Genomic DNA, 301 nt, shown 5'->3' on the forward strand with positions numbered 1-301 from the left:
AGGGTTGTGGGATTCAATGCCGGCCGTTTATCGCCAATGTGCTGTCAGCTATACAGACTTTTAGAAAGCTTATCAAATAGTTTTTCCTAAAAAAAGACACAAAACGGTACCCAAGGATAGTGGACAAACGAACTATATAGAAAGATTTAATAATACGATGAGACAAAGAATATCTCGTTTGGTAAGAAAAACTCTTTCGTTCTCTAAAAAACTCTCCAATCATATAGGAGCTATTTGGTATTTTATTCATGAATATAACGCCAGTTTATCTATAGAATGAAAAACTGGCGTTATCATTACT

The 301-nt window shown here is 34.2% G+C and carries 1 pseudogene; it reads left to right on the forward strand.

Going from position 1 to position 301, the window contains the following annotated elements:
• A pseudogene (locus FLQ44_RS25585) lies at window positions 1–280 on the forward strand (IS1 family transposase); the annotation flags it as partial.
• Window positions 281–301: the final 21 nt, after the last annotated feature.

The sequence above is a fragment of the Vogesella mureinivorans genome (assembly GCF_007644035.1).
GTDB lineage: Bacteria > Pseudomonadota > Gammaproteobacteria > Burkholderiales > Chromobacteriaceae > Vogesella > Vogesella mureinivorans.